Source organism: Serratia sp. TSA_130.1 (assembly GCF_052691795.1).
Genome location: NZ_JBQZFS010000009.1, coordinates 76,767 through 101,385 on the forward strand (window position 1 = coordinate 76,767; position 24,619 = coordinate 101,385).

The 24,619-nt window shown below is 52.6% G+C and carries 29 protein-coding genes; 18 read left to right on the forward strand and 11 right to left on the reverse strand.

The annotated features are described in order from the left end of the window. The 4 genes from mutM to radC all read right to left on the reverse strand — a co-directional run bounded on the left by mutM (nt 1) and on the right by radC (nt 2,259). A complete protein-coding gene (gene mutM, locus ACUTQY_RS23190; RefSeq protein WP_046687975.1) occupies nt 1-816 on the reverse strand; it encodes a bifunctional DNA-formamidopyrimidine glycosylase/DNA-(apurinic or apyrimidinic site) lyase in 816 nt (271 codons plus the stop codon). An 81-nt stretch (nt 817-897) separates the two neighbouring features. Continuing rightward, nucleotides 898-1,065 (reverse strand): 50S ribosomal protein L33, encoded by a 168-nt coding sequence (gene rpmG, locus ACUTQY_RS23195; protein ID WP_002442576.1) that lies wholly within the window; start codon nt 1,063-1,065, stop codon nt 898-900. Nucleotides 1,066-1,076: 11 nt separating this feature from the next. Beyond that, nucleotides 1,077-1,313: a 50S ribosomal protein L28 gene (gene rpmB, locus ACUTQY_RS23200; protein WP_004931195.1), complete on the reverse strand. Its 237-nt coding sequence runs from the start codon at nt 1,311-1,313 to the stop codon at nt 1,077-1,079. A gap of 262 nt (nt 1,314-1,575) precedes the next feature. Continuing rightward, nucleotides 1,576-2,259, reverse strand: coding sequence for a RadC family protein (gene radC / locus ACUTQY_RS23205; RefSeq protein ID WP_016929682.1), 684 nt, complete (start codon nt 2,257-2,259; stop codon nt 1,576-1,578). A 183-nt stretch (nt 2,260-2,442) separates the two neighbouring features. Here radC and coaBC point away from each other — a divergent pair, with 183 nt between their 5' ends. The 3 genes from coaBC to slmA all read left to right on the forward strand — a co-directional run bounded on the left by coaBC (nt 2,443) and on the right by slmA (nt 4,944). Next, nucleotides 2,443-3,660: a bifunctional phosphopantothenoylcysteine decarboxylase/phosphopantothenate--cysteine ligase CoaBC gene (gene coaBC / locus ACUTQY_RS23210; RefSeq protein WP_033634306.1), complete on the forward strand. Its 1,218-nt coding sequence runs from the start codon at nt 2,443-2,445 to the stop codon at nt 3,658-3,660. Next, on the forward strand, nt 3,638-4,096 hold the full coding sequence (gene dut, locus ACUTQY_RS23215; RefSeq protein WP_033645181.1) for a dUTP diphosphatase: 459 nt from the start codon (nt 3,638-3,640) through the stop codon (nt 4,094-4,096). Before coaBC ends, dut begins: the two co-directional genes overlap by 23 nt. 251 nt (nt 4,097-4,347) lie before the next feature. Continuing rightward, nucleotides 4,348-4,944 (forward strand): nucleoid occlusion factor SlmA, encoded by a 597-nt coding sequence (slmA, locus tag ACUTQY_RS23220; RefSeq protein WP_025304700.1) that lies wholly within the window; start codon nt 4,348-4,350, stop codon nt 4,942-4,944. 31 nt (nt 4,945-4,975) lie between these two features. Here slmA and pyrE read toward each other — a convergent pair whose 3' ends face one another. Both pyrE and rph read right to left on the reverse strand, forming a co-directional pair. Continuing rightward, entirely contained in the window at nt 4,976-5,617 is a 642-nt protein-coding gene (gene pyrE / locus ACUTQY_RS23225; RefSeq protein ID WP_004931204.1) for an orotate phosphoribosyltransferase, read from the reverse strand. Between the two features lie 96 nt (nt 5,618-5,713). After that, on the reverse strand, nt 5,714-6,430 hold the full coding sequence (gene rph / locus ACUTQY_RS23230; protein ID WP_025160305.1) for a ribonuclease PH: 717 nt from the start codon (nt 6,428-6,430) through the stop codon (nt 5,714-5,716). 126 nt (nt 6,431-6,556) lie between these two features. Between rph and ACUTQY_RS23235 the strand changes: the two genes are divergently transcribed. The 4 genes from ACUTQY_RS23235 (at nt 6,557) to ACUTQY_RS23250 (ending at nt 10,048) form a co-directional block, all read left to right on the forward strand. Next, the gene (locus ACUTQY_RS23235; protein WP_015379441.1) at nt 6,557-7,420 is read left to right on the forward strand and encodes a YicC/YloC family endoribonuclease; all 864 of its coding nucleotides are present in this window, start codon (nt 6,557-6,559) and stop codon (nt 7,418-7,420) included. Nucleotides 7,421-7,595: 175 nt separating this feature from the next. Further along, nucleotides 7,596-8,819 carry a tyrosine-type recombinase/integrase gene (locus ACUTQY_RS23240; RefSeq protein ID WP_445583320.1) on the forward strand — a complete coding sequence of 408 codons (1,224 nt, stop codon included), beginning with the start codon at nt 7,596-7,598 and terminating at the stop codon, nt 8,817-8,819. Then, nucleotides 8,819-9,526, forward strand: a complete 708-nt coding sequence (locus ACUTQY_RS23245) for a hypothetical protein (RefSeq protein WP_445583321.1) — start codon at nt 8,819-8,821, stop codon at nt 9,524-9,526. The genes ACUTQY_RS23240 and ACUTQY_RS23245 overlap by 1 nt, the downstream gene beginning before the upstream one ends. 258 nt (nt 9,527-9,784) lie before the next feature. Next, entirely contained in the window at nt 9,785-10,048 is a 264-nt protein-coding gene (locus ACUTQY_RS23250) for a helix-turn-helix transcriptional regulator (protein WP_445583322.1), read from the forward strand. Nucleotides 10,049-10,078: 30 nt separating this feature from the next. On the opposite strand, the gene ACUTQY_RS23255 is transcribed toward ACUTQY_RS23250, so the two are convergent. Next, on the reverse strand, nt 10,079-10,273 hold the full coding sequence (locus tag ACUTQY_RS23255) for a toxin-antitoxin system HicB family antitoxin (RefSeq protein ID WP_072010298.1): 195 nt from the start codon (nt 10,271-10,273) through the stop codon (nt 10,079-10,081). Nucleotides 10,274-10,408: 135 nt separating this feature from the next. On the opposite strand from ACUTQY_RS23255, the gene ACUTQY_RS23260 reads away from it, so the two are divergent. The 7 genes from ACUTQY_RS23260 to ACUTQY_RS23290 all read left to right on the forward strand — a co-directional run bounded on the left by ACUTQY_RS23260 (nt 10,409) and on the right by ACUTQY_RS23290 (nt 15,712). Further along, the gene (locus ACUTQY_RS23260) at nt 10,409-10,585 is read left to right on the forward strand and encodes a host cell division inhibitor Icd-like protein (protein WP_021807316.1); all 177 of its coding nucleotides are present in this window, start codon (nt 10,409-10,411) and stop codon (nt 10,583-10,585) included. Further along, nucleotides 10,578-10,931, forward strand: a complete 354-nt coding sequence (locus tag ACUTQY_RS23265) for a hypothetical protein (protein ID WP_445583323.1) — start codon at nt 10,578-10,580, stop codon at nt 10,929-10,931. The genes ACUTQY_RS23260 and ACUTQY_RS23265 overlap by 8 nt, the downstream gene beginning before the upstream one ends. Before the next feature lie 44 nt (nt 10,932-10,975). Beyond that, nucleotides 10,976-11,257, forward strand: a complete 282-nt coding sequence (locus ACUTQY_RS23270) for a hypothetical protein (protein ID WP_145956989.1) — start codon at nt 10,976-10,978, stop codon at nt 11,255-11,257. After that, complete coding sequence (locus tag ACUTQY_RS23275; RefSeq protein ID WP_033636586.1) at nt 11,254-11,604, forward strand: DUF5375 family protein; 351 nt, start codon at nt 11,254-11,256, stop codon at nt 11,602-11,604. The genes ACUTQY_RS23270 and ACUTQY_RS23275 overlap by 4 nt, the downstream gene beginning before the upstream one ends. Before the next feature lie 9 nt (nt 11,605-11,613). Next, a complete protein-coding gene (locus tag ACUTQY_RS23280; RefSeq protein WP_445583324.1) occupies nt 11,614-14,295 on the forward strand; it encodes a DUF927 domain-containing protein in 2,682 nt (893 codons plus the stop codon). Nucleotides 14,296-14,717: 422 nt separating this feature from the next. Next, nucleotides 14,718-15,467 carry a hypothetical protein gene (locus ACUTQY_RS23285; protein ID WP_445583325.1) on the forward strand — a complete coding sequence of 250 codons (750 nt, stop codon included), beginning with the start codon at nt 14,718-14,720 and terminating at the stop codon, nt 15,465-15,467. 2 nt (nt 15,468-15,469) lie between these two features. Further along, the gene (locus tag ACUTQY_RS23290; RefSeq protein WP_445583326.1) at nt 15,470-15,712 is read left to right on the forward strand and encodes an ogr/Delta-like zinc finger family protein; all 243 of its coding nucleotides are present in this window, start codon (nt 15,470-15,472) and stop codon (nt 15,710-15,712) included. Nucleotides 15,713-15,988: 276 nt separating this feature from the next. On the opposite strand, the gene ACUTQY_RS23295 is transcribed toward ACUTQY_RS23290, so the two are convergent. From ACUTQY_RS23295 to ACUTQY_RS23305, 3 genes are all read right to left on the reverse strand, one after another. Further along, nucleotides 15,989-17,755 carry a UvrD-helicase domain-containing protein gene (locus ACUTQY_RS23295; RefSeq protein ID WP_445583327.1) on the reverse strand — a complete coding sequence of 589 codons (1,767 nt, stop codon included), beginning with the start codon at nt 17,753-17,755 and terminating at the stop codon, nt 15,989-15,991. Next, on the reverse strand, nt 17,745-19,886 hold the full coding sequence (locus tag ACUTQY_RS23300) for an ATP-dependent nuclease (protein WP_445583328.1): 2,142 nt from the start codon (nt 19,884-19,886) through the stop codon (nt 17,745-17,747). The genes ACUTQY_RS23295 and ACUTQY_RS23300 overlap by 11 nt, the downstream gene beginning before the upstream one ends. Nucleotides 19,887-20,160: 274 nt before the next feature. Further along, the gene (locus ACUTQY_RS23305) at nt 20,161-20,550 is read right to left on the reverse strand and encodes a hypothetical protein (protein WP_033652260.1); all 390 of its coding nucleotides are present in this window, start codon (nt 20,548-20,550) and stop codon (nt 20,161-20,163) included. Nucleotides 20,551-20,924: 374 nt separating this feature from the next. On the opposite strand from ACUTQY_RS23305, the gene ACUTQY_RS23310 reads away from it, so the two are divergent. Next, on the forward strand, nt 20,925-22,109 hold the full coding sequence (locus ACUTQY_RS23310) for a NupC/NupG family nucleoside CNT transporter (protein WP_004931212.1): 1,185 nt from the start codon (nt 20,925-20,927) through the stop codon (nt 22,107-22,109). Nucleotides 22,110-22,143: 34 nt separating this feature from the next. Here the strand turns inward: ACUTQY_RS23310 and ACUTQY_RS23315 are convergent, their stop codons facing one another. Next, nucleotides 22,144-22,578: a DUF3574 domain-containing protein gene (locus ACUTQY_RS23315; protein WP_046687976.1), complete on the reverse strand. Its 435-nt coding sequence runs from the start codon at nt 22,576-22,578 to the stop codon at nt 22,144-22,146. Between the two features lie 253 nt (nt 22,579-22,831). Between ACUTQY_RS23315 and ACUTQY_RS23320 the strand changes: the two genes are divergently transcribed. From ACUTQY_RS23320 to rpoZ, 3 genes are all read left to right on the forward strand, one after another. Beyond that, a complete protein-coding gene (locus tag ACUTQY_RS23320; protein ID WP_033645234.1) occupies nt 22,832-23,449 on the forward strand; it encodes a trimeric intracellular cation channel family protein in 618 nt (205 codons plus the stop codon). A gap of 211 nt (nt 23,450-23,660) precedes the next feature. After that, nucleotides 23,661-24,284, forward strand: coding sequence for a guanylate kinase (gene gmk, locus ACUTQY_RS23325; RefSeq protein ID WP_033636481.1), 624 nt, complete (start codon nt 23,661-23,663; stop codon nt 24,282-24,284). A gap of 54 nt (nt 24,285-24,338) precedes the next feature. After that, complete coding sequence (rpoZ, locus tag ACUTQY_RS23330; RefSeq protein ID WP_004931221.1) at nt 24,339-24,614, forward strand: DNA-directed RNA polymerase subunit omega; 276 nt, start codon at nt 24,339-24,341, stop codon at nt 24,612-24,614. Nucleotides 24,615-24,619 lie beyond the last annotated feature (5 nt).

Here is a 24,619-nt window from a genome sequence, read left to right on the forward strand (position 1 = left end):
TCAGCGCTGGCAGCGTCGGCAAAAGAAGGTGCTGCGTTGCCCGTGCTTGGCGGATTCAATCGGCGTGCCGCATGCGCGGCAGGGTTCTCCCGCCCGTCCATAAACCTGCAGCTCCTGCGCGAAGTACCCCGGTTTGCCGTCCGACTGCAAAAAGTCGCGCAATGTGGTGCCGCCCTGCTCGATGGAGCGTTGCAACACCGCCTTGATGGTCTTCGCCAACAGCGCCGCTTCGGCTTTGGTCAAGGATCCCGCCGGACGATCGGGCAGGATCCCGGCGCTGAACAGCGATTCACTGGCGTAAATGTTACCGACCCCGACCACCAGCTTATTATCCATCAGCCACGGTTTGATCAGCGTGCGCTTATTACGTGATTTTTCATACAGGTAGTCACCGTTGAACGCCTCACTCAGCGGTTCCGGCCCCAGATGCGCCAACACGCTGCTGGTCGCCAGGTCTTCGCACCACAGCCAGGCGCCGAAGCGGCGCGGATCGGTATAGCGCAGGATCATACCGTTGTTGATCACCAGATCGACGTGGTCGTGTTTGCCGGCTTCGTCTTCGTTTTCCTCACGCAGCATGCGCAGGCTGCCCGACATGCCCAGATGCACGATAATCCAACCGCGCTCCAGCTCAATCAGCAGGTATTTGGCCCGACGCTGCACGCTGAGCACCGGCTGATCGCTCAGCGTCAGGATCTGCTCGGAAACCGGCCAGCGCAGGCGCGCGTTGCGCACCACCGCATACTGAATGCTGTGGCCGACAAGATAAGGCTCTATACCGCGTCTGCTCGTCTCAACTTCCGGTAATTCAGGCATCTGGCTTCCCCTCCGATGTTTTCTACCCTTTATAAAACAAAAAACCCGGCCAAGGCCGGGTTTTTCATTAATCCACTAAAATTATTTAATTTTAGCTTCTTTGTATACTACGTGCTGACGGACAACTGGATCGAATTTCTTCAGTTCCAATTTTTCCGGCTTAGTACGCTTGTTCTTCGTGGTGGTATAGAAGTGACCAGTACCAGCAGAAGAAACCAGCTTGATCTTCTCGCGAACACCTTTAGCCATGATTCAGTTCCTTAATACTTCTCACCACGGGCACGCAGATCGGCCAGAACCGTCTCAATACCCTTCTTATCGATAACACGCATACCTTTAGCAGATACACGCAGAGTTACAAAGCGCTTCTCAGCCTCAACCCAAAAACGGTGTGAGTGCAGGTTAGGCAGAAAACGGCGTTTGGTCGCGTTCATTGCGTGGGAACGGTTGTTACCGCTCACCGGGCGCTTGCCAGTAACTTGGCAGACTCGGGACATGTCTATTCTCCAAAAATCAAATCAGCTCGAGCTTCGTATAGGGTATGGCCGCCTCGTCAGGCTTTTAGAGCCCATCTCAGCAAACTTCATACTGAGGAGACTCTCGTCATCAGGTAGAAACCACACATCAGGTCAGAAACCTGCTGAGATAGGCTCTTGCGCCAAACCCAAGATTCTCAAAGGTGGCGTAGTATACGCTCTGAAGCGTAAGTGCTCAAGTCCCGAACAGCTAAAGATCCCACAAGGATCGCGAAAAAATCGCTTAAAGCCATCCGCGCTCGGCAAAAGAGACGCATTCACCCCGACCGATCACCAAATGATCGAGCACTCGGATCTCCAATAACTGGCAGGCTTTCACCACCTGTTCAGTTATCAAACGGTCGGCATGACTGGGTTCAGCCTTACCCGAGGGGTGATTATGCGCGAGAATCAGCGCGGCGGCATTAGCCTTCAACGCTTCACGCACAATTTCTCTCGGGTAGACGACGACGCTGCTGATGGTACCAGCAAACATCTCCTGATGGCGAATAACCCGATGCTGATTGTCTAAAAACAATACCAAAAAGACCTCTCGCTCACGATGCGCCAGCAGGCTTTGCAGATAATGCTGGGTGACGCGCGGGTTAAGCATGGCGTTTTCCTGCGAGAGATGGCTGGAAAAGAAGCGAAGCGCCAGCTCGGCAATCGCCTGCAGCTGCGTATAGCTGGCGTCGCCCAGGCCTTTTTGACTGCAAAACGCCTGATGATCGGCCGACATCAGATGGTAAAGCGAGCCGAATCGGCGCAGTAGCTGCTCCGCCAGCTGCATTACATGCACGCCGGGCAACCCGGTGCGCAAGAAAATGGCCAACAGCTCTGCGTCGGACAGCGCCGCGGCCCCCTGCATCAACAGCTTTTCACGCGGCGCCAGCGCGCCCGGCCAGCACGCCACAGTCGGGTTGCTCATCGTATTCCTCCCTGAAAGGGCTACAGCATGCCATGCGCCCCCCGGCGCGTTCGACAGGTGTTTGATAACATTGCGAAGTGTTTCGCAAAGCACAATGTAACGCCCTGCAGCCATTGCGGAATCGCTCACCTGAACGGCGGATATGCTAAAATGGCGCATCTTTCGGCTTTCAATCGGACAATGATGATGACGGGACTTTCCGGCAAACATATTGTGCTTGGCATCAGCGGCGGCATCGCCGCCTACAAATGCCCAGAGCTGGTGCGCCGCCTGCGCGACAGGGGCGCGGAAGTGCGCGTGGTGATGACCCACGCCGCCAAGGCGTTCATTACACCGCTGACGCTACAGGCCGTTTCAGGCCACCCGGTGTCCGACGATCTGTTGGATCCCGCCGCCGAAGCCGCCATGGGCCACATCGAACTCGGTAAATGGGCGGATCTGGTGATTCTGGCGCCGGCGACCGCCGATCTGCTGGCGCGCGTCGCCGCCGGCATGGCCAACGATCTGCTGACTACCGTCTGCCTGGCGACCGACGCCCCTATCGCCGCCGCCCCCGCCATGAACCAGCAGATGTATCGCGCCGCCGCCACGCAGGCCAACCTGCAAACGCTGCAGGCGCGCGGCATGCTGCTCTGGGGGCCGGACAGCGGCAGCCAGGCCTGCGGCGACGTCGGCCCGGGCCGCATGCTGGATCCGCTGGACATCGTCGAGCTGGCGAACGGTCATTTCTCCGCCCCGCAGGATCTGCAACATTTGCAGGTTATGATCACCGCCGGCCCGACGCGCGAAGCGCTGGATCCGGTACGCTTCATCAGCAATCACAGCTCCGGCAAAATGGGCTTCGCCATCGCCCGCGCCGCCGCCGCCCGCGGCGCGCAGGTGACGCTGATCGCCGGGCCGGTGAGCCTGCCGACGCCGCCGAAGGTCACACGCGTGGACGTCACCAGCGCGCTGGAGATGGAACAGGCGGTGCAACAGCGCGCCGCTCAGCAGCAGATTTTCATCTCCTGCGCCGCCGTAGCCGACTACCGTCCCGAGCGGATCGCCGATGAAAAAATAAAAAAACAGGGTGATGAAATCGTCCTCAAGATGGTAAAAAACCCCGATATCGTCGCCGGCGTGGCGGCGATGACCAAAAATCGACCGTTTGTCGTGGGGTTTGCCGCCGAAACCCAGAATGTGGAAGAATACGCGCGGCAAAAACTGGCGCGTAAGAAGCTGGATTTGATTTGCGCTAACGATGTATCGCTTGCAGAGCACGGGTTCAACAGCGACACCAATGCCCTGCACCTTTTTTGGCAGGATGGAGAGAAACGCCTGGCGCTGAGCGACAAGGCACTCCTTGGCCAACGTTTAATAGACGAGATAGTCAGCCGTTATGATGAAAAAAATCGACGTTAAGATCCTCGACCCGCGCATCGGTCAGGATTTCCCGCTACCGGCCTACGCAACTCCGGGCTCAGCCGGTCTCGACCTGCGCGCCTGCCTGGACAGCGCGGTGGAGCTGGCGCCGGGTGAAACCACGCTGCTGCCTACCGGTCTCGCGATCCATATCGCCGACGCCGGCCTGGCGGCGGTGATCCTGCCGCGCTCAGGCCTGGGCCATAAGCACGGCGTCGTGCTGGGCAATCTGGTCGGCCTGATCGACTCCGATTACCAGGGCCAGCTGATGGTGTCCGTTTGGAACCGCGGCCAGAAGCACTTCACCATCGAGCCGGGCGAACGCATCGCGCAGATGGTCTTCGTGCCGGTGGTGCAGGCCGAATTCAACCTGGTGGAAGAGTTCGACAGTAGCGAGCGCGGCGAAGGCGGCTTCGGCCACTCGGGGCGCCACTAAGCGCCACCCAATGCACGATGGCCGGCAGGGAAACGTCGCCTGAACCTTGCCTTTCCGGGGAGAAGGATGTCTCTGCGGCAAGGTTTTACCGCGACAATTGCAGCGCACACCAGGCAGCGCGGAAAAAGGCCGTGAAGGCCGCTGACCCCAGCATCGTAAAAAAGCTATCACATAAGCCGCACAGAGCCTGCTCTGCAGCGGCCGGTGCCCGGGTTTCCGTCAGTTAAGTTTTAGCAAGGGTCTAATCAGACATGGCAGAAAAAGAAAATACGAAAAGGAATCGGCGCGAGGAAATATTGCAGGCGTTAGCCCAGATGCTGGAATCCAGCGACGGCAGCCAGCGCATTACCACCGCCAAGCTCGCCGCAAACGTGGGTGTTTCTGAAGCTGCGCTGTACCGGCATTTCCCCAGCAAGACACGGATGTTCGACAGTCTGATCGAGTTTATCGAAGACAGCCTGATCACCCGCATCAACCTGATCTTGCAGGACGAGAAAGAGACGTTTAATCGTCTGCGCCTGATTTTACTGCTGATTCTGGGCTTTGCGGAACGTAACCCGGGGCTGACGCGCATCATGACCGGCCACGCGCTGATGTTTGAACAGGATCGCCTGCAGGGCCGCATCAACCAGCTGTTCGAACGTATCGAGGCGCAGCTGCGTCAGGTGCTGAAAGAGCGCAAATTGCGCGAAGGCAAAGGCTTCATCGTCGATGAAACGCTGTTGGCCAGCCAACTGCTGGCCTTCTGCGAAGGCATGTTGTCGCGCTATGTGCGTTCGGAATTCCGCTATCGTCCAACGCAGGAATTCGACGCCCGCTGGCCGCTATTGGCGGCACAGCTGCAATAACGAAAACGCCGGGCATGCCCGGCGTTTTTATTTATACCCCGTACTGCTCGCGGTAAGCGCGCACCGCCGCCAGGTGGTCCGCCATTTCCGGTTTCTCTTCCAGATAAGCGATCAGGTCCTTCAGCGTCACGATCGAAATCACCTTGCAGTGATAGTCGCGTTCCACTTCCTGAATGGCTGAGATATCCGCGCGGCCGCGTTCCTGACGGTCGAGGGAGATCAGCACGCCCGCCAACGAAGCGCCGCTGGCGCCGATGATTTCCATCGACTCACGGATCGCGGTACCGGCGGTGATCACATCGTCCACCAGCATCACGCGGCCCTGCAGCGGGCTGCCCACCAGCGAACCGCCCTCGCCGTGGGTCTTGGCTTCCTTGCGGTTAAAGCAGTAAGGCACGTCGCGCTCATGGTGTTCCGCCAGCGCAACCGCCGTGGTAGTGGCGATAGGAATGCCTTTATAGGCCGGGCCAAACAGCAGATCGAAATCGATGCCGGAATCCATCAGGGCTTCGGCATAGAAGCGCCCCAACAGCGCAAGATCGCGCCCGGTATTAAACAGGCCGGCGTTGAAGAAATACGGGCTGGTGCGGCCGGATTTCAGGGTGAACTCGCCGAATTTCAATACCTGCTTGTTAAGCGCGAACTCGATAAACTGGCGCTGATAGGCTTTCATTACTGCTTCTCCTCGTCTGAATCTGCTTGGGTCTTGTCATTACTGCCGCCCGATCGGCGGGCATAAAAAAGGCGACTTCTCAGTCGCCTTGAAAAATTAGTCCGCCAGCGCCGCTTTCTGCGCCTGGAAGATGGTTTCGATGCCTCCTCGGGCCAGCGCCAATAGCGCCAACAGCTCATCGTGGCTGAACGGCTCGCCTTCGGCGGTGCCCTGCACTTCAATCATGCGGCCGTCTTCCATCATCACCACGTTCATGTCGGTTTCCGCCGCGGAATCTTCCACATACTCCAGATCGCACAGCGCTTCGCCGTTGACGATGCCGACGGAAACCGCCGCCACCATGCCCTTCATCGGATTGGCTTTCAGCTTACCGTTGGCCACCAGGGTGTTCAGCGCATCGGCCAGCGCCACGCAGGCGCCGGAGATGGAAGCGGTGCGGGTACCGCCGTCGGCCTGCAGTACGTCGCAGTCGAGAGTGATGGTGAATTCACCGAGCTTTTTCAGATCCACCGCGGCGCGCAGCGAACGGGCGATAAGGCGCTGGATCTCCAGCGTGCGGCCACCCTGTTTGCCTTTGGCGGCTTCACGGGCGTTGCGGCTGTGGGTGGAGCGCGGCAGCATGCCGTACTCGGCGGTGATCCAACCTTGCCCCTGGCCTTTCAGGAAGCGCGGAACGCCCTCTTCTACCGTGGCGGTGCACAAGACTTTGGTATCGCCAAACTCAACCAGCACTGAACCTTCAGCGTGTTTGGTATAGTGACGGGTCAGTGTCAGGGGGCGAACTTGCTGTGGTGCTCTGCCTGCAGGACGCATGGGCTCTCTCCGGCTTCAAATCAACTATTGGCTGCGCATTATACGGGCTTCGTGACGTAATGCCTATCCTGCCCGCAGCCGCGACGCTATAATCGCCCCATCTTTTCCTATTACGGGTACGCATCAATGATCCGCAGCATGACCGCCTACGCCCGGCGTGAAATCAAGGGTGAATGGGGCAGCGCAGCCTGGGAGCTGCGTTCCGTTAACCAGCGCTACTTAGAAACCTACATCCGCCTGCCGGAACAATTCCGCAGCCTGGAGCCGGTGATCCGTGAACGTATCCGTGGCCGCCTGACCCGCGGCAAAGTCGAATGCAACCTGCGTTTTGAACTGGATCCAAGCGCGCAAAGCTCGCTGATCCTGAACGAAAAACTGGCCAAACAGCTGGTCGAAGCCGCCAACTGGGTGAAAATGCAGAGCGACGAAGGGGAAATCAACCCGATCGACGTGCTGCGCTGGCCGGGCGTGATGTCCGCGCAGGAGCAGGATCTGGACGCCATCAGCGCCGAGCTGATGCAAGCGCTGGACGGCGCGCTGGATGACTTTATCGTCGCACGCGAAAGCGAAGGCGCCGCGCTGAAAACGCTGATCGAACAGCGCCTCGACGGCGTCAGCGCCGAAGTGGTCAAAGTGCGCGCCCAGATGCCGAACATCCTGCAATGGCAGCGCGAGCGCCTGGTCAGCAAGCTGGAAGAGGCGCAGGTGCAGCTGGAAAACACTCGCCTGGAGCAAGAGCTGGTGCTGATGGCGCAGCGCATCGACGTCGCCGAAGAGCTGGATCGCCTGGAAGCGCACGTGAAAGAGACGCACAACATCCTGAAGAAGAAAGAAGCCGTCGGCCGCCGCCTCGACTTTATGATGCAGGAATTCAACCGCGAATCGAACACCCTGGCCTCCAAGTCAATCAATGCCGACGTCACCGCCTCCGCCATCGAGCTGAAGGTGCTGATCGAACAGATGCGCGAGCAGATCCAGAACATCGAGTAATTTATCAGCATGTATCATGCTATATAAAATATTCATAAAAGCCCGTAACTTACGGGCTTTTTTAATCTCACTCAGTCCCACTTCACCTACTCAAATCTCACCATTTTGATGTACCATAGACTGTACCAACCATGAAAATGGTACATACACTTTTGGTACAAGGTAGTTATTGAGCGTGGGCAAACTTACGGATATACAGATAAAAGCTTGGGTAAAGGCGGGGGAACGCTTCGAAGGCAGGGCCGATGGTAATGGTCTCTATCTTTGCTACCGCGATAGCTTCGCAACACCAAAATGGCGCTTCCGCTACAGTTTGGCAGGTAAAGCCCGAGCTATGTGGATCGGGTCCTATGGGGAGCTTTCCCTTGCTAAAGCGCGTGAAACAGTCAGAATGCTTTCAGCAAGAGTTGCCCTTGGATATGACGTGGCTGGTGAGAAAAAAGAGCGTAAAGCGTCTGCTATCGCCAAAATCGAGGCTGATAAGAACGCACGTCGAGTCTCTGACCTAGCGACCGAATATTTTGAACGGCAAATTCTTGGCCGCTGGAAACATCCTGATATTCTTCGTCGTCGTATCGATAAGGATATCAATCCACATATTGGTAATCTCAAAGCTGACGAAGTTAAACCACGACATATAGATGAAATGCTACAAAATATCGTTTCACGTGGCGCCCCAACCGTAGCCAACGATGTCTTACGTTGGACTAAAAGAATTTTCAATTACGGGATTAAAAGACATATTCTGGAGGTGAACCCTGCTGCAGCATTCGAACTTTCAGATGCAGGCGGGCAAGAGAAATCGCGGGAAAGATTTCTTACTGATGACGAACTATCCCAATTATTCTCGGCAATGAAAAAAGCCAAGGGATTTGGCCGACAAAATGAGCTCACATTTAAACTACTTTTACTCCTTTGTTGTAGGAAAATGGAGCTATGCTCAGCTCGATGGGAAAACATAGACTTAAATAATGCCATTTGGCACCTAACCGGTACAAAAAATGGTGATGATATTGACATTCCTCTTCCCGAAAATGCCATATTATGGCTAAATGAACTCAAGATTATGTCATGCAACAGTGAATGGGTTCTTCCGGCAAGGAAAATGCAAAATCGTATGATCCCCCATATTGTAGAAAGCACCCTCCCAGTTGCTCTTGCAAAGCTACGACCTCACTTACATGGCATTGATAATTTCACTATTCATGATTTTCGACGTACGGCCAGAACACACCTAGCCTCACTTGGTGTTGATCCTATAGTTGCAGAGCGCTGTCTTAATCACAGAATCAAAGGTGTTGAAGGTATTTATAATAGACATCAGTACTTTGATGAGCGCAAAAAAGCATTACTATTATGGCAAGATAAATTAATTAAATTAGATATGGACTCTGATTAATGAAAAGTTTTCAGCGGATGACGGAATTCGAAAGATTCGCAACCTTACCGTCTATTACTATCGATGAGTTGTCTAAATGTTTGGTCGGAGTATCACCATACGCAAGAAGAAAAGACATAGATGGCGAACATATTGAGATAATCACTCATATACGAGTGAGGATAAAAAGAACTCTAGAAGAGATTTTCAAAAACGAAAAAATACCCAGAGTTACAAACTATGGTGAATACAAACCGCACCCACACCCAATAGATATGGATGAGAAGATAAAATCAGACATTATATTCTCAGTCGGATTTAACTGTCGGGATGATGTGACAACGCCAAGTGCAATCATTGATAGATGTAAAGTTGCCATTAGTAGTTTAGCAATGAACGCCAAAACAAGGTCACTTCTTCAATTTATTGGCGGCGAAGCTGAATTACTGGGTAAACAATTAGTCGCTAATAATAGAGGGCTATACAAAAAAGAAGAGGAAGTTGTTAGCCTAAATAAAATTATTGGTATAACCGTAAGCTTACTTGCGCAGGAGAAAAATAAGTCCAATCCATCAAAATGGCTAAAAAAAGACAACACTGTATGTGTTGAGCATGTTAAAGACTTAATTGATGACTTTGTCGAAAAAAATGGAATTTCCAGTGATGGGTTAAGAGCCTCCTCGATCAGAAGTAAAATATCAGCCGCCATAAAGACAATTTACGATTAAAATCAATACATTAACACTCACAAAACATACATGTGGGTGTTTACCACCTTAAAAACCAACTCATCACGCTTCATCACCCTCCATCCCCCTCCCTGCGTATCCATGCAGCTCCCAAAGATTACCCCTAAAAATAAAAACAAATAAAAATCAATTACATACAAAAACCACAACACCACACAAACTCAATAAAATTGGTTTTGTTTTATTGGAATTAACATTGATTTTATGTAATTCCATTTTCGCTGGAACTACAACGCCGTGGGTTTTAATCTCGCATCATCTCATGGCATCACAGGTATCAAAATGCAAACAACTAATTGTAATAATTACGGTTTTATACCGCATACGGGTTTTGTTAGACAAAGAACGCTTATGCCTTGTTTACCTTTTTCACACGCAACACTTTGGAGAAGGGTTTCAGCAGGTACATTTCCAAAACCTGTAAAAATTTCAGCGAAGATTACTGCATGGAAAGCAGAAGAAATCAGGGAGTGGATCAATGCTCAAAACGATCTTGCCTGATGCGGCCAGAACACCGCATCAAACAAAGAATCAACCTTTGGGGACGACACCTCTACGGATCAGTTCTTGCCTAGCTAGCTCTTTCATCCAGTTAGCCAAGCTTACGTTGTCCTTAGCGGCTTCTACCTCGAGTTGTTCTTTCAACTCAGGAGTAATACGCATTTTAAACTGTGGAGATTGCCCGCCCCCTTTTGGACTGCGATCTCGAGTTGTCACTGTTGACAAGTGGCCACCTATTGAATTAATGTTTACATCGTTAGGTGGCCACCTTATCACGGTAACCCCTGAAAAAGAAGCGGCTCTGAACAGTGCGCCAACACTGCCAGAGCCTCACCATTCACGTAAATTGAGAGCAACGCTATGGCTACATCAAAGTGTACCTACATCTTTGCCGCAATCAACCGCACCCAGCGCAAAATCCGCCCGGTGATGTTGCGCATTACCGCCGGTGACGAACGCAGCGCCCGCCGCCAGTTGGCCGGTGACTACGTACTCCTGTTTGCCGGTCGCCTGCCACAGGGAGGCTGCCATGCGTGAGTTTCCCCAGCGCGGCGAGCGCTATCGCCATCAGCAAGGCAGAACGGTGCGTATCCTGAGCCTGTATCGCGCCGGTGAGGCAACGGCCCGTAACAACCCCGAGTTCGCCTATGAAGTGGTGTTTGAGTATGACCTGTCCGGCAACATGACCTCCATGCCGCTGCCGTGGTTCAGCGAGGTGTACCGCAAAATCGCTGATGCGCCGCGCAATCTTGCTCCCCGGCCTGCCGCCGGTCAGTCGCCGCTCCGGCTGCACCCGTCTGTAAAGGTGGTCTACAGCCGCCAGTGGGAGACGCGACGGCCGACGCCGGAGCACGACGACACCCATTATTCCCGCTTCCTGTAACGCGGTTTATCACGCTTCATTTTCGATTCTGACGGACAAAAATCATGACCTCATCACATGGGCAAACATCAGCTCAGGGCACGCTGTTGCCGCCATCCTGCCGCTACCTGTCTTACGGCATGACCGAAGACGCCTTTGAGAAACTTAATCGCGCCAAGCAGGCGTGTTCGCTGCTGGATATGTTGTTCGCCGGGCAGGCCGCCTCTACGCCGTTCCCGACTGGCATCACCACGCAGGAAATGGCCGCCATGGTGGCTTACCTGTCGGAGGATTTGGCCTTCGTTCAGGCGCAGTGCGCCGCAATTAACGGGGAGGTGGTCGCATGACGCTGGATAACGGTTCTGCCTCCTGCATTCCACTGGAAGTGCGCACCGCGCTGTTTCGCCGTGCGGTGGCCGAAGCCTATCTCGCCGCCTGTGCGGCGCAGGGCATGACGCTTCCCCACACGCTGGACAGCCTGCAGATGTTGATTGCCAGCGACATCGAAGCGCTGTTCGTGAAGCTGCACGGCGTTGACGAAGGCATGGCGATTGCCTGCTCGTTGCTGGGTGACATGGTGGCCCCGGACATTCTGCTGGCGGCACCGCAGCTCACGGCGCAGGGTTGCAACATCATGGCGGAGCTGTGCGGCGTGGCGGTCACATCCGGTCATCCGGCACCGACGCTGCATTAAGGGGGCGCAATGACCAAGTTAGAACAGACCAAACAGGCCGCCCGCGGCCGCTGGGACGTTATTTTTCCGCTGCTGGGGGTCACGGTACCCCCTCACGGCCAGCACGGCCCCTGCCCGTCGTGCGGCGGCACCAAACCGTTTCGCATGGATGACAAGAACGGCGACGGCCGCTGGATTTGTACGCACTGCACACACGGCGACGGACTGGACTTGGTGGCGAAGGTCAACGGCCTCAGCCTCGGTCAGGCCGTCAACGAAGTGGCCGACGTGCTGCAACTGAGTCAGGTGCAGCAACAGCCGCCCAAGCCCGCCAGAAGAGAAGCCGCCAAACCGGCACCGGCGGTGGCCGACACGGTAGCGCAGTGGCTGGCCGCCTGCACGGAGGGGCAAAGCGAGTATCTTACCGGCAAGGGGTTTGCCAGCCTGCCGCAGCCGCTGACCACCACGGCCCGCAAGAGCGGCGGCGTGGACTTTCCGCCGGGCTCGCTGCTGCTGGCGCTGACGGACATAGACGGCACCGTGACGGGTGCGCAGTTGATTTCTCCGCTGGGGGATAAGCGGCTGTTGCCGGGGACGGTGCAAAAGGGGGCATTTATCGCCCTCAGTGCGTCCCCACAGAACGACGCGCCGCCGACGCAGGTGATTATCACCGAAGGCTACGCCACCGCGCTGACGGCCGCCCAGCTCGCCACAGGCTGGGTGGTGGCTGCCATCTCGGCCAGCAACCTGCCGAACGTGGCGCAGGCGGTGCACGCCCGCTGGCCGCAGGCCCGTATCGTCATCGCCGCAGACAATGACTTCTACGACGGCAAAGAGAACACCGGCAAGGTCTGGGCGGAGAAAGCCGCCAAGGCCGTCAACGGCTGTGTGACGCTGCCGCCGACCCGCCATAAGGCGGACTGGAACGACTTTATGCAGGAGAACGGCCCGGCACGCGCCAAAGAGGCATTTAACGAAGAGTTGGTGCAACTGGGTAAGTCGGCGGTGAAACTGCCGCAGGGCTTCCGGCTGACGCAGGAATACCTGTGGTTCGACAAGCAGGTACAGAAGTCGGACGGCGACACCGAAATTCGCAACATCAAAATCAGCAACCCGTTACGGGTGACGGCCATCACCTGCGACGCCGACGGCGGCAACTTCGGCCGTTTGCTGGAATGGGAGGACACCTACGGCCAGCCGCGTAAATGGGCGATGCCGATGGAGATGCTGAGCGGCAGCGGCGAAGAGCTGCGCCGTATCCTGCTGGTCAACGGCCTGTCGTACATCAGCACCACCGGTGAGGCCCGCGCCCGGCTGATGGAGTATATCTCCCTGTGCAAGCCGGAGCGCAAAGTCACCTGCGTGAACAAAACCGGCTGGCACGGCGATGTGTATGTGTTGCAGGACGAGGTGATTGGCGACGGTGCGGAAGCGGTAATTTTGCAAACCGCCAGCGTGCAGGGCAAAGATTTTCGCGTGGCCGGTACGCTGGAGGACTGGCAGGAGCAGATTGGCCGGTATTGTGTCGGCAACTCCCGCGTGGCCTTTGCGGTCAGTCTGGCATTTGCCGCGCCGCTGCTGCGACTGGTGGGAATGGACGGCGGCGGGTATCACCTCAAGGGCGAATCCACCGACGGCAAGACCACCACCATGAAGGCGGCCACCTCGGTGTGCGGCGGCCCGGATTACTGGCACACGTGGCGCTCCACCGGTAATGCGCTGGAAGGCACCGCCAGCCGACGTAACGACGCAGCAATGATGCTCGATGAAATCCGGGAAGTGGACGGCCGCGAGGCCGGAAACATCGCCTATATGCTGGCGAACGGCCAAGGCAAGGGGCGGGCAGGCACCGACGGCGAGTTACGCGCCCGCAAGCAGTGGCGGCTGTTGTTCTTCTCGACAGGGGAACTGTCGCTTACCGAGCACGCCGCCCGCGCCGGCGAACGCACGTTTGCCGGGATGGAAGTGCGGATGATCCAGATACCGAGCGACTCCGGCAAATACGGCGTATTTGAAAGCCTGCACGGCTTCGACAGCGGCAAGGCGCTGGCGGAACATTTTGAAGTAGCCACCGCGACGGTGTACGGCACGCCGTTCCGCGCCTGGCTGAAAGCCCTCACCGCCGACCTGAACGGCATGACGGCCAACGCCAAGGCGCTGATGAAGGAGTACACCCAATTGCTGATGCCGGATAACGCCGGTAATCAGGTCGGGCGGGCCATCAACCGCTTTGCGCTGGTTGCCATGGCCGGGGAGCTGGCGACGCGACTCGGCATCACCGGGTGGCCGGAGGGGGAAGCGCTGCGGGCAACCCAGACCTGCATGCGGGCATGGCTGGCTGACCGGGGCCACAGCGCCAATCAGGAAGACATTGCCGCGCTGGAGCAGGTGCGCACCTTCTTCACGGCCGGGCAGTTCAGCCGCTTTGCCGACTGGCATAACGAGATGAACCGCCCCGGCAACATGGTGGGCTGGCGCAAGGTGGAGAAAGGCAACCATGCCCGGAAGGTGGAGGCGGTGACGACGTTCTATGTGATGCCGTCCGGCTGGAAGGAAATCTGCAAGGGCTACGATGCACGGAAGGTGGCAAGGCTGTGTGCGGAAGCAGGTTTTCTGGTTCCGGCCAAGGACGGCAAAATGCAAACGGCCACCCGCCCGCCAGAGATGGGCGTCAAGAAGCTGTATGTCTTCACCAGTGACGTCTTAGGGTAAGGCTTTACGCGAGTCTTATTATTAAAGGGTAACAGAGGTAACAGGGGTTACAACGTTGTAATCATTGGAGAAAATCTGTTACCCCTTTTATTTGGGTTGGGGTAACAGGGGTAACAATATCGGCGTCGTTTTATCCTGTTACCCGTTGTTACCCCAACCATTCTCGCCGGGGTAACACATTTTTTCCTTTTAAATCATCTCTGTAACCTGTGTAACCCCTGTTACCCCCGCGAATCGATAAAGGCATAGGCTGATTCACCGAAACGCCCCTTCTCTGGCGGGCCATTGCCTCCCCAAAAGTGCCACCTAACCAATTGAAAAAAAGCCATGTTGTGTAGCCGGAGTGACAACCGTGTTTGATTGAGCGGTTGTGCCGGTTATCGGACACTGTTCACACAACATAACGAACTGGAGTTTTTTCGATGACCACCAAGACCCCGCTTGTCGCACTGTCTGAACGCTTGTTGCAGCAACAACCCGGCTTTGATGACGCACGTAACGGCTTTTACAAAAAGAAAACGGAGCTGAATGACATCCGTCAGGTCATTGCGACCACACACGATAAGAAACGCGCAGCGGAAGAGCAGGCCGTCATGGACGACAAAGGCTGGCGTAAGCGGTTCCGCAAAGCAAAAGGCGAACTGACGCCGGAGATGCAAGACCTGCATACCCAACGCATCATCAAACGTGAACTCGTGAATGAATACGACGGGCTGCTGGCCGAACTGGAAGATGATAAGGAAGAAGCAATGGTTGCGGTCTGCAACGCCGCCAGTGCTTATGACCAGAAGCACCGCACGCTTTTGCGCACCTACTCCGAAATGACGCTGGAGGTTGCGCTGGATCAAGCCTCAATCCTGATCCGCGCGGTTGCTTTACGACTCCATGCCCAGCCGCGTCTCGGCCACGATGAACAGCAGTTCCATAACAACAACCTGTGCGCGCGAGATCCACACGGTGTCGTGATGCAGGAAGTCATGCAGGCACTGGTTGAACGTGCCGCTAATTTCCACCTGAGTACAGAGGGCGACCCTATTCTTGAGGCGATTGGGTTATACGGCCCGGATTTCAGTGGCCTTGACCAGAGGCTAATTAACAGCCCGGCCGCACGAATCAAACTCGGCAAGGAAATCGCTGCCCGCAAACAAGCCAAAGCGGAAGAGGAGGAATAACCATGATGCGCTGTCCTTTCTGCCGCAGCGGCGCACATACCCGCACCAGCCGCTATCTGACGGAACAGACCAAAGAGGCTTATTACCAGTGCCAGAATATTGACTGCTCCAGCACCTTTAAGACGCGAGAGAGTATCGAACACGTGATCCGCCAGCCATTGCCGCCACAACCGCTCATGGCACCGGTGTCACCACCACCCCATCGAACGCTTAACCGATACGGAAGCCACCACCACGTGCATTGATGCCTCCCCACCCGCCCCCTTCCCGGTGCGGGTTTTTTATTACCTCACCCCCCTCTTCTTTCGCGGCTTTTTCTCTGGCGGGTCTCTCTTTTTGAGCGTGCATGCATAGGGTGCATTATTTTGCATGCAAAAAAATGCAGTTGCCGCCCCCCTCCGCGCCAGTACTGGCGCGGTTTGGAGCCGGTCATGCAACTGCATGAAAAGCGGTACATGAAGCGGGCAGGCGAGGCGGGGAGAGTATTGCGCGTAAGCAGGAAACCTCTATGAATTAGAGTATTAAAATTCATCGTAGGTATAGTTATAAGCACTCAAAACTTTAGTTGGTGTTTTTCTATCTCTAACTTCGGAAATTAGAAAAAGGTAACGTTTAGCTCGAGAGGAAACGACATACAGTGTTTTCTTCGCACTATTAACTTGATCTGGATCCGCGAAGTATGGAACCATACCCTCATTCAATCCATAAGCAATCACACATTCAAACTCGGCCCCCTTTACTCCATGTATAGTTGATATTGTTATTCCTTTTTTTGGTCTAAAAACTCGTTTAAAATAATCTATATTATCAGCATCTAAAATATTTGATGCTTTCATTTTATCAAGTCTTTCATGTGAAGATTTAAAAAACGAATCATAATGGCTCTTAATTTCCGTGTAGAATTCAATTTCCATACCAATCTCCGACATGAAGGAATGGAAAAATTTTTCCAAGTATACCATGCCACGACTGTCAGTTATGTTAATGCCATTTATTATTTCCAACAAATCCTTTGGTGATAAGGAAATATTAAAATCACATCTCAACAAATGATTTATTACATTCCCTGCCCATCTTATTCTACGTAAAAACATATCTGGACTAGGCTCAGTTAACGATAGCTTGCTTACTTTGTACCAGAAATTCTCAATATCTCTTCCAAACGGAATCATTCCTGGACCATCAAAATCGTATTGAGGGTAAGCTGACGAAAGAGCTCTTGTTAGAGATGCCAGTGGCATCCATTGCGGACATACAATACATATTTCTTCTTGAGGTACATTTTCATTTTTTGTTATTTTATCTAAAATCCGTCCTATCTCATTTGGTAAATTTTTGTGATCTGTATTCCTATCATAGGAAATAATACCTTTTGATTTATTACCAATGAAGCTTTTTATTTCAGATTTAAAAACCTTGTAATGACTATAATATTCAATTATGTTCTTAGACGACCTATAGTTTACTGATAGATAAAGCTCATCTACCTTTAGGCCTGACTCACTACAGAAAGCATCAAAAGAAATAGGATACCCTCCAAGAGAAGTAAATATTGATTGATTAGGATCTCCAACTAAAAATGCTCTAGTTTTTCCTTTGCCAGATTTAAAAATATTATTTATGATACTATACTGTATTTGTTTCGTGTCTTGAAACTCATCAACTAGAATAATACCAAACAATGAAGAGAGATTATCTGATATCTCGGGATAAGACTTTATAAGCTTCTCGGAGTAAAAAAGGAGCAGTTCGAAATCAATTAGATTGTTATCTTTGAGATATTTAATATAATCCTTCAGTACGCTCTTTATGTTAGCGTGCTTTCTTTTATCCGATGAGTTTAAAACTAACTTGCCAGATGAGATATAATAACCGCAGTCGAACGGGGTTATCTTAGGGTTAGAGTAAGAACGACAAAAACCATCAATTATACTATCTGAGTCAAAGGGGTTTATTATTGAATAGCCGAATTTTAGCCTATCAAGATAAATTCCATAAGGTCTTAATATCCATTCTAAACAGAAGGAGTGAATTGTACCAATCCATAAACCATCTGTATTAACTCCCAATAACTCTATTCGGTCTAATATTTCATCGGCAGCACGATTGGTATATGTTATAGCTATAACATATCTTCCCTTATCTTCTCTATTAAGCTCACTGATGATTTTATAAGTGAGAGTTCTTGTCTTACCACTTCCAGGACACGCTATGAGCATTACACTCCCTGGAGCTCTATGAGCGATCATTTGCTCTTCATTAAGGATTTCGCTAAATTCAAATTTCATTTGTACCTTCCAAAACAAAATAAATGACCCTATCTTTTGTTTGGGACATAATCTTACCTTTTAAGTCAATGAAATCAATATCTCCTGCAGTGTAAGATTTTAGTATATCGTTTGTTTCAATATGTTTTTTATTGCTAGGGAAACTTTTAATTAAAAATTTTGCTCTATATGAAACTATACGCATACATAAATTTAAAGAGAATCCATTTTTTGCGAAAACTATTGCTTTAATTATATAATCAGGCATGTATGTTACTCCTGATATTTCGTCCCCAAGAAGAATCGCAAACCAACCTTTACCTACTTTTTTTGCCATAGATAAAACCCTACGACCATAAATACTTTTATCATTATTGTTAATATCTAATTTTGCTTGCGCCCTTAGTCCATCTTGCTTGTAAACATCATCGACAATATTATCCACCTCCCAAGAATTACCATTGGCGATGAAATCGACCTCAAACGTGTTATTCGCATAAAAAACATTTAGATATTCATTATTTTTTGAAAAGTTATCAAGTATTGCTTTCCTTTCCGCACCTGACTTTTGTGATGCTTTCATTCTCTTTTTGTAAGCCTGTAACTTTTCATCATCTTCTTCAAGAACAATAACATCCCCGATGGCTTCATCTAAATCCGTAATTATACTGCAATAACGCCGAACTCTATCTTTGTGAAATATATTTGCAACATTGACAAACCCTGTACTTCTAATGTTTATTAAACTTATGCCCATTTCATCCAGAGAAATACCGAAAACTCGCTTTACCATAAGAGGTATCAGTATCTCTTCCGCATCTCCTTCAACCAAAATAACACCTTTTGCAAATAATAGACTACTTCTAGTTGCATCAAGGTATCTTTGTAGATGTTTTATCTCTTCTGGGCTCAACCCATTCGAAGGCTGAAAGCTAATGCAAGAGCCGTTCTCTTTCGCTAGTACGTTTACTCTTTTAATATTACTAACTTCTGATATTTGAGTGGAGTGAGTTGAATATATTATTTGAGTGTCGTTATAATCTATATTTTCAAAAAGAGTCTTTTGTATATGAGTATGAATATGAGCCTCAGGTTCCTCTATAAGTAGAAAGTTAGCAGATTCTTTTTTTGATTTTTTGTATTTAAATTCTAATATTTTTAGTGAAATATATATTAAGTTAGCCCCACCAAGACTAATTTCACTCATATTCCCATTAAATCCATCAAATGATTCACCAACAAACAAATCCAAACTTTTGAAAAGCTTCTCAGCATCCTCTGGTAAATCTGATTTAATTAACATTGAGGATGGCGCATATGACTCCCCAACCGCCTCCTTAATAGTTTCACTAATGTCATTCCTTACATCAACAACATCATCAAGTGATTCAATTTTCTCATTTAGCTTTATAACATCCTGAGTTATTTCATCATATTTATCTAGCTCTAATGTTTCGCTTTTTGTACGTAAAAGGTTAAGTAGCGGATTAAGTTTATTGTTATTAAACTCTGATACTACATCCCTTAAAGCTTTTATATAGTTAAACGATACCTCTTTGGCTATTGATAGTTGAAAAGGAACAGTGACTCCTGTAATGCTATGGTCTATTTTGGAAGGGAAAATCACGTTTTCAAAATCACCGACAATTTTCGAATAAGTCTCTTTATCGCAAAAATCAGAGGAACTTCTACCTGTAAAGATTGTTTCATAGTCATCAATATTAATACTTGACAACTCTCTATTTAGCCCCTCATTATCTCCACGCTCTAATGCGGAAAGTTTCATCCTGATATTGCTTTTAGGTCTAAAAATTAGATTATACGTCGCCACCCCTTTGTTAGTGCCATCAATAACCAAACCATTTTGTAAAAAAAGAGACCTTATAGTTTCTGAGTTGCCAACTTCCTTAAACTCAACACTTATTATTATCCAATGCCCCTTCCAAGATCCTAACCCTCGGTGGAAGTCATTTTCATTTAGAGCATATACATACCTAATTAAATTAGGGTCCAGAATTAATCTCATGGCCCTAAATAGATTGCTTTTACCACTACCATTTTCACCAATAATGGTATTGACACCTTTTTCAAAGACAAATTTCTCTCTTTTAAAATTACGATAATTAACGAGACTAACTTGAGATATATACATGCCACTCTTCCATAAAGAATCCATTTGTTTACGTTACATTTAGTATCCATATTTGTCATGTATTTAATAGCCAAACAGTGATAGATGACTAATATCAGAAGAAGCATGTTGTTTACACGCATGTACCAAAACATGTACAAAAAAACAGTTTAGTATTAAATTTACATAAAATTCATTGCCTTGAATTGCCTAAAATATTAAGATCCAGAACATCGAGTGATCCGCTCCGCACGCCATCAAGCCCGCGCCACGCGGGCTTTTTTATGGCTATAGATCAGCGATAGGCGGCCGCCTGTTCCTCACCGATCAACCCCATTGTCTGCAGTTGCACCGCAATGCTCCAGGTTGAACGCTCGAACTCATCGCTCAGCGCCTCCAGCGTCGCCCCGGCCGCATGGCTCTCGCGCAGCCGCAGTTTTTCTTCTTCCGGCCAGGGGAAGTAGGCATTGGCCGGCCGGCCCTCGGCCAGATTCTTCTGCCGCTTTTCTTCCGGCGTCAGCCTGGCTTTTTTCTGCAGTTCAGATTCACCGTCAAACTCGTCGGCCAACGCGAACAGCAGGCGGATAGCCTCCGGCGCGCAGGCCGCTGAAGCCGGTCTCAATAGCTCGCCGGTGTCGGGATTAACGCCGTTGGCCAGCGCCCTGAGCAACGTGCCGATATTCATCGTTCGTCTCCTTGTTCGATAAAATGCGCGCCGATCGCGACCGGCGCCTTGTCCAAACATGTTTCTCTTCCTCAGCCAAGAAAGCCACGCTTTGCGCCGGGAAAAATCGCCCATTGCGAGCCAGATTCCAGGCGCCTGAACGTGCGGGACGGTGGTTGCATCAGGCTGCGAGCCGGCAGGCATCATGGAAGACAGCCCACTAAGGAACGTCGGGGACTTATGAAAAACTGCCGAGCAGCGCGTGCGGATGACAATCGGCAAGATATCCCGCACGCCATAAGTATTTTGTTCTAATTATCACGCAAGGTAATGAAAGGACGGCGATGCTGTGGCTAAATGTGTTTTTTCCTGCCCGTGAACCGTACGGACCGTTTATGCCACAAATTCTGCAATTTATTATGGCCCTGGTGGTGATCATCGCCCTGGCGCTGCTGGTCAGCAATAATCGCAAGAAAATCCGCCTGCGCTATATCATCCAGCTGTTGGTGATCGAAGGCGCGCTGGCCTATTTCTTCCTGCACTCCGCCAGCGGGCTCAGCGTGATCAAACACGTCGCCGGCTTCTTCGACACTCTGCTCGCCTACGCCGCCCAAGGGTCGGAGTTCGTGTTCGGCGGCATGAGCAAAGATGGCTTGGCGTTTATCTTCCTCGGCGTTTTGTGCCCTATCATCTTTATTTCCGCCCTGATCGGCATTTTGCAGCATTTCCGCATCCTGCCGCTGATCATCCGCCTGGTGGGCACCCTGCTGTCCAAGGTCAACGGCATGGGCAAGCTGGAATCGTTCAACGCCGTCAGCACGCTGGTGCTGGGGCAGTCGGAGAACTTCATCGCCTACAAGGGCATCATCGGCGACATCTCGCCGCGCCGCATGTACACCATGGCCGCGACCGCCATGTCGACGGTATCGCTCTCCATCGTCGGCGCCTACATGTCGATGATCGACGCGCAGTACGTGGTGGCGGCGTTGATCCTTAATATGTTCAGCACCTTCATCATCCTGTCGATCATCAACCCGTATCAGGTCGAAGACGAGCCGGAGCTGAAGCTGAACAAGCTGCACGAAGATCAGAGCTTCTTCGAAATGTTGGGCGAGTACATTCTGGCCGGCTTCAAAATTGCGATGATCATCGCGGCGATGCTGATCGGCTTTATCGCGCTGATCTCCGCCGTCAATGCGCTGTTCTCGGCGGTGCTCGGCATCAGCTTCCAGCAAATCCTCGGCTACGTGTTCTATCCGCTGGCCTGGCTGATCGGCATCCCGGCGGAAGAGGCCCTGAAGGCGGGCAGCATCATGGCGACCAAACTGGTGGCCAACGAATTCGTGGCGATGATTGAGCTGAAGAAAATCGCGGCGGAGCTGTCGCCGCGCGGGCTGGGCATTCTGTCGGTGTTCCTGGTGTCGTTCGCCAACTTCGCCTCCATCGGCATCGTCGCCGGCGCCATCAAGGGGCTGAACGAGCAGCAAGGCAACGTGGTTTCCCGTTTTGGCCTGAAGCTGGTTTACGGCTCGACGCTGGTGAGCCTGTTGTCGGCGGCCATCGCCGGCCTGGTACTGTAATCCCCACTCCCGGCCGCAGGGCCGGGAGTTCGCTTTAAAACGCCACGCACACCGGCGCATCCACCCGCATTACCGAATCCTGCGCAAACTGCTGTTTATAGCCGCTGCGCAGCGCCTCGATATTCGCCTCGCTCTCTTTGCCCGGCGCATGGATCAACAGCAGCGCCTTGCTGTTCTCGCGCGCCAGCTTGCCGTCGTGACCCAGCCACTGCCCTTTGGCATCAAACACCGTCAGCCCGTCTTTAAAACGCGGCGTCACCTGGCTATCGACGAAGGTTTGCCACTCGGCGGCGGTGATCGCCGGCCCCGCCGGCCGGTTCAGGCCGAAGTAGAGCGTTGTCTGCACCAGCGGATCGCCGGTGCGACAAGCCGGGGCGGGGGAAACAGCCTGGTGGCTTGGCGCCACGCAGCCGCTCAGCAGCAGGGCGGCCACCATGGCGCCGGCGGCCAGTCTCGGGGAGTTTTTCATCTGCAATCTCGATTTTTCGGTTGAAGGATTCGCTGCAAAAATCATAGTCAGCGATGGAAATTAGCGCGAAATTTCTAATGCTTTCATTAACAGCCAGATGTTAAAAAAGGCTGGTTATCGGCAATAAAAATGGAGTTTGGATTAGCTATATTAATCCGAAACGCCATCGGTGAAAAAAACTCAGTGGCGCGCGTCCTCGGCGGCGATTACCCTGCCGGCCATCATTCTGACGCAATTACGCTGTGACCCCCTTATGTTACTGAGCATCCTTTATATCATCGGCATCACCGCCGAAGCCATGACCGGCGCGCTGGCGGCCGGCCGCCGCCAAATGGACATGTTCGGCGTGATCATCATCGCCTCTGTCACCGCAATCGGCGGCGGGTCGGTGCGCGATATGTTGCTCGGGCATTTTCCGTTGGGCTGGGTCAAACACCCGGAATACATCGTCATCGTCGCGATAGCGGCGATCGTCACCACCTGGGTGGCTCCTCTGATGCGCCATCTGCGCCGCCTGTTCCTGGTGCTCGACGCCGTCGGCCTGATCGTCTTCTCCATCATCGGCGCTCAGGTGGCCCTGGATATGGGGCACAGCGCCATTATTGCCGCCATCGCCGCGGTGATCACCGGCGTCTTCGGCGGGGTGCTGCGCGATATGTTCTGCAACCGCATCCCGCTGGTTTTCCAGAAGGAGATCTACGCCGGCATCTCCTTCAGCGCCGCCTGGCTGTATATCGGCCTGCAGCACCTTAGCCTGCCGCACAATCTGGTGGTGATCCTCACCTTGATCGCCGGCCTGAGCGCGCGTCTTATCGCCCTGCGCTTCCGCCTCGGCCTGCCGGTGTTCAACTACCAGCATCCGGATCACTGATCTCGGGGCGGCAACGCGCCGCCGCCGAGGCCAAAACTGCAAAAATGTCGCCCTTCAGCGCGCATATTCGCCCTTTCGGCGCTTTTTCCACGCAAAGCCGCGGGCAAAATGCGAGCTAACGCTGCACCCGGCGCGTTAGCCGTGTATACTGTGCGGAGAAAATACACATCCGCTGTTTTTGGCATATCAACCGTTATCAACGAACATCATCATGGCTCAAGGCACGCTTTATATTGTCTCTGCTCCCAGTGGCGCAGGTAAATCAAGTCTGATTCAGGCTTTGTTAAAGACGCAACCGCTGTACGACACGCAGGTTTCGGTTTCGCACACCACGCGCGACAGTCGCCCGGGTGAAAATCACGGCGAGCACTATTTCTTCGTCTCGAAAGACGAATTCCGCCGGATGATCGAGCAGGACGCGTTTCTTGAGCACGCCGAAGTGTTCGGCAACTATTACGGCACCTCGCGCGCCGCCATCGAACAAGTCTTGTCGACCGGCGTGGATGTGTTTCTGGATATCGACTGGCAGGGCGCGCAGCAAATCCGCGCCAAAATGCCGCAGGCGCGCAGCATCTTCATTCTGCCGCCGTCGAAGGAAGAACTGGGCCGCCGCCTGCGTGGGCGCGGGCAGGATTCCGAAGAGGTGATCGCCAAACGCATGGCTCAGGCCGTGGCGGAAATGACGCATTACGCGGAGTACGATTACCTGATCGTGAACGATGATTTCGATCTGGCGCTGTCCGATCTGAAGACCATCATTCGCGCCGAACGCCTGCGTTTGGGCCGCCAGTTGCTGCGGCATGACGCTTTAATCAGCAAACTATTGGCAGACTGAAGGCAGTTTCAGTATCATGCCCAGTCTTTTCGTCACCTGTGGAGTAGCACAAATATGGCACGCGTAACTGTTCAAGACGCTGTAGAGAAAATTGGTAACCGTTTTGACCTGGTGTTGGTCGCTGCTCGTCGGGCGCGTCAGATCCAGACCGGCGGCAAAGATGCACTGGTTCCGGAAGAGAACGACAAGTACACCGTTATCGCCCTGCGCGAAATCGAAGAAGGCCTGATCACCAGCCAGATCCTCGACGTGCGTGAGCGCCAGGAACAGCAAGAGCAGGAAGCCGCAGAGATTCAAGCGGTTACCGCGATTGCTGAAGGTCGTCGTTAATTAGA